This window comes from Mucilaginibacter sp., from assembly GCF_028287845.1.
GTDB lineage: Bacteria > Bacteroidota > Bacteroidia > Sphingobacteriales > Sphingobacteriaceae > Mucilaginibacter.
The window spans coordinates 1-3,928 of sequence record NZ_JAQBOW010000040.1 but is presented as its reverse complement, the minus strand read 5'-3'; the positions used below and the strand labels follow the sequence as shown (position 1 = coordinate 3,928).

Annotated in this window: 7 protein-coding genes and 1 pseudogene; all 8 read left to right on the top strand. The window is 38.6% G+C overall.

Annotated features, from left to right (window positions below; all coding sequences use genetic code 11):
• Positions 1–80: uL15m family ribosomal protein (locus JWP71_RS17330; protein WP_366143516.1), on the top strand; the 80-nt coding region annotated here is incomplete at its 5' end.
• Positions 81–86: 6 nt separating this feature from the next.
• On the top strand, positions 87–1,427 hold the full coding sequence (gene secY / locus JWP71_RS03725) for a preprotein translocase subunit SecY (protein WP_299497291.1): 1,341 nt from the start codon (positions 87–89) through the stop codon (positions 1,425–1,427).
• A gap of 6 nt (positions 1,428–1,433) precedes the next feature.
• Complete coding sequence (map, locus tag JWP71_RS03720) at positions 1,434–2,219, top strand: type I methionyl aminopeptidase (protein WP_299497289.1); 786 nt, start codon at positions 1,434–1,436, stop codon at positions 2,217–2,219.
• Positions 2,220–2,289: 70 nt separating this feature from the next.
• Positions 2,290–2,508: a translation initiation factor IF-1 gene (gene infA / locus JWP71_RS03715; RefSeq protein WP_090643449.1), complete on the top strand. Its 219-nt coding sequence runs from the start codon at positions 2,290–2,292 to the stop codon at positions 2,506–2,508.
• A gap of 8 nt (positions 2,509–2,516) precedes the next feature.
• Positions 2,517–2,633, top strand: coding sequence for a 50S ribosomal protein L36 (gene rpmJ, locus JWP71_RS03710; RefSeq protein ID WP_299497286.1), 117 nt, complete (start codon positions 2,517–2,519; stop codon positions 2,631–2,633).
• A 69-nt stretch (positions 2,634–2,702) separates the two neighbouring features.
• Positions 2,703–3,080, top strand: a complete 378-nt coding sequence (gene rpsM / locus JWP71_RS03705) for a 30S ribosomal protein S13 (protein ID WP_299497284.1) — start codon at positions 2,703–2,705, stop codon at positions 3,078–3,080.
• A 138-nt stretch (positions 3,081–3,218) separates the two neighbouring features.
• Positions 3,219–3,608: a 30S ribosomal protein S11 gene (rpsK, locus tag JWP71_RS03700; RefSeq protein ID WP_299497282.1), complete on the top strand. Its 390-nt coding sequence runs from the start codon at positions 3,219–3,221 to the stop codon at positions 3,606–3,608.
• Between the two features lie 67 nt (positions 3,609–3,675).
• A pseudogene (locus tag JWP71_RS03695) lies at positions 3,676–3,928 on the top strand (30S ribosomal protein S4); the annotation flags it as partial.

Genomic DNA, 3,928 nt, shown 5'->3' with positions numbered 1-3,928 from the left:
TAGAAGTTACAGCACATGCATTTACAGCTACTGCGCAAAAAGCTATTGAAGCAGCCGGTGGCACTATAGTTAAGCTATAAATTTCAATGAAGAAATTATTCACCACATTATCCAATATCTGGAAAATCGAAGATCTAAGAGTGCGTATTACTAACACACTCTTATTTCTTTTAATATATCGTGTAGGTTCTTTTATCCGTTTACCCGGAGTTAGTGATGCGGTAGCATCCAACAAAAAGGCCGAAGGATTGGTAGGATTGTTAAACATGTTTGCAGGAGGTTCGTTTTCACGGGTCTCTATTTTTGCATTAGGTGTTATGCCGTATATCTCTGCATCAATTGTGATGCAGCTATTAGGTATAGCAGTACCTTATTTTGCTAAAATGCAAAAAGAGGGTGAAAGCGGACGTAACAAGATTAACCAGTGGACACGTTATCTAACCATCATTATCACGGCTTTACAGGCAGCAGCATACTTACGTTCGCAAGTAACGGCTGATGAGATGTTGATAGCTAATCCGTTATTTACTATAATGAATACCTTTGTATTAACATCGGGTACATTATTTGTAATGTGGTTGGGTGAAAAAATTACAGACAAAGGTATAGGTAACGGTATCTCCCTGATTATCATGGTGGGTATTATTGCACAATTACCAGGGGCATTTATAGCAGAGTTTCAAAACCGTACAACCGGTAGCGGCGGCTTAATTACATTTATTGTTGAGCTTGTAGCTTTACTGGGTGTGGTTATGTTTACGATACTAATTGTACAGGGTACCCGAAAAATAGCCGTACAGTATGCCAAGCGTATTGTAGGTAACAAACAATATGGCGGTGTACGTCAGTACATCCCGTTAAAGGTAAATGCTGCGGGTGTTATGCCAATTATATTTGCGCAGGCCCTAATGTTTATACCGGCAACTGTAGCATCGTTTTTTCCTACAGCTGCGTCAAACAGTATATTGATAGCCTTAACAAACTATAACTCATGGTTGCATAACATTCTGTTTGCTTTATTAATCATAGTATTTACGTATTTCTATACAGCTATTACGGTTAATCCAAAGCAAATGTCTGATGACATGAAAAAGAATGGTGGTTTTATCCCGGGTATTAAACCAGGCGATCCAACAACCAGCTTTATTGATGATGTGATATCAAAGATAACCTTACCCGGATCTATTTTCTTAGCCATTATTGCCATTATACCGGCACTGGCAAACCTGGTAGGTGTTAATACATTATTTGCAAGGTTTTTTGGAGGTACATCATTGATCATCCTTGTGGGTGTTGTTTTGGATACATTACAGCAGATAGAAAGTCACCTGTTAATGCGCCATTATGATGGCTTAATGAAAACAGGCAGGATAACTGGTCGTACATCAATACCGGCTGCTGCAGGAACAACTCCGACAGCAATTTAATAACCAATGTCAAAAATTCATTATAAGTCTGTCGAAGAGATAGAACTAATAAGAGAAAGTTCTTTACTTGTTGGCAAAACGCTTGGTGAAATAGCGAAAGTTATTAAACCGGGTATGCAGACTATTGAATTAGATAAACTTGCAGAAACTTTTATCCGCGACAATGGTGGCGTTCCTGCTTTTTTAAACTATAGCGGATTTCCCTATTCGCTTTGCATCTCTTTAAATGACCAGGTGGTACACGGTTTTCCGGGTAAGCATGTGTTAACAGATGGGGATGTAGTATCAGTTGATTGCGGTGCGGTACTGAATAAGTACTACGGCGATTCGGCTTTTACCTTTGCTATTGGCGAGGTAAGCGAACAAGTACAAAAACTAATGCGTGTAACTCGCGAATGCCTTGACCTTGGTGTTGAGAAAGCAGTAGTAGGCAACCGTATTGGAGATATAGGTTATGCTGTACAAGAGCATGCAGAGAAGAATGGATTTGGCGTAGTTAAAGAATTGGTAGGCCATGGTGTTGGATTGAGGTTGCACGAAAAACCCGAAGTGCCAAACTATGGTAAACGTGGATCAGGCATAAAGTTAGAAGAGGGAATGGTGATTGCCATTGAGCCTATGATAAACGGCGGCCGTGCAGGAGTGAAGTTTTGGGATGATGGCTGGACAGTATCAACAATAGATGGCAAACCATCTGCCCATTATGAACATACAGTAGCTGTAAAAAGAGGTGCGGCAGATATTCTTTCTACATTTTCGTATGTTGATAATGTTTTGAAAGAAAAAAAATAATAATTAGAAATATTTTATTAATTTTGCGTCCCGATTTAGGGGCGGATAATCAAGTAATATTCAGTAAAATATGGCAAAACAATCTTCGATTGAACAAGATGGTACAATTCGGGAAGCGTTATCAAACGCAATGTTCAGGGTTGAGCTTGAAAATGGTCACGAGATTATAGCGCATATATCAGGTAAAATGCGGATGCATTACATCAAGATATTACCTGGCGACAGAGTAAAATTGGAAATGAGCCCTTATGATTTATCAAAAGGCAGAATAACATATAGATATAAATAATAAAAGAGATGAAAGTTAGAGCATCCATTAAAAAACGCAGTGTTGATTGTAAGATCATTCGCCGTCACGGGAAACTTTATGTTATAAACAAGAAGAACCCTAAGTTCAAACAGCGTCAAGGATAGTTAGAGGTATTGTAATGATCCGTACAACGGTAGCCGCCGTTCGGTCTTACTTAAAAACAAAAAACAAATATGGCAAGGATATCAGGTATTGATTTACCAAAAAATAAAAGAGGAGAGATAGGGTTAACCTATATCTACGGAATAGGCCGCTCAAAATCGCAGGAAATTTTGACTAAAGCCGGTATTGACTTTAACACTAAAGTACAAGACTGGAATGATGATCAGTTAGCTTTGATTCGTGGTATTATTAACGATGAAATTAAGGTTGAAGGTGCTCTTCGTTCAGAAGTGCAATTAAACATTAAACGTTTAATGGATATAGGTTGCTATCGTGGTACCCGTCATCGTAAAGGTTTACCTCTGCGTGGTCAACGTACTAAAAACAACTCACGTACCCGTAAAGGAAAACGTAAAACAGTTGCTAACAAAAAGAAAGCTACTAAGTAATAGTTGATTAGTGATTGGAGATTAGTTGAATGACTAATCAATTTGAAAATCATTAGGAATAAATAAATTAAAAAGATTAGTGGGTCCGAATTATTCTATAATTCAGCAATTCATTAAATCAATAATTAAAAAATAAAAATGGCTAAAAGTAAAAAAGTTACCAAAAAGCGTGTTGTAATTGTTGAAGCTGTAGGCGAGGCACACATCAACGCAACTTTTAACAATATCATTATCACCCTTACCAACAAAAGCGGACAAGCTGTATCATGGTCATCTGCCGGTAAAATGGGTTTTAAAGGTTCTAAAAAGAACACACCTTATGCTGCCGGTCAGGCTGCTTCCGATTGCGGTAAAGCTGCTTATGATTTGGGTCTGCGTAAAGTAGAAGTATTTGTAAAAGGCCCGGGTTCTGGTCGTGAGTCGGCTATCCGTACTTTACAAACTACAGGTATTGAAGTAACTACTATAAAGGATATTACCCCGCTTCCGCACAACGGTTGTCGTCATTCAAAAAGAAGAAGAGTTTAATTAACAGATTTTTAAAGCTAAGATTCAGCAGCTACAGGCTGCATGATACTTTAAAACAAACAAAACAATGGCAAGATATACAGGCCCCAAATCAAAAATTGCGCGTAGGTTCCGCGAACCGATCTTCGGTCCGGATAAAGCGTTAGAAAGAAAAAACTATCCACCCGGAATGCATGGTGCTTCTAAAAGAAGGGGAAAGCAATCTGAGTACGCGGTACAGTTAATGGAGAAACAAAAAGTTAAATACACTTATGGTGTATTAGAGCGTCAGTTCGAAAACTTGTTTCACCGTGCTTCTGCTAAAGAAGGCATCACCGGCG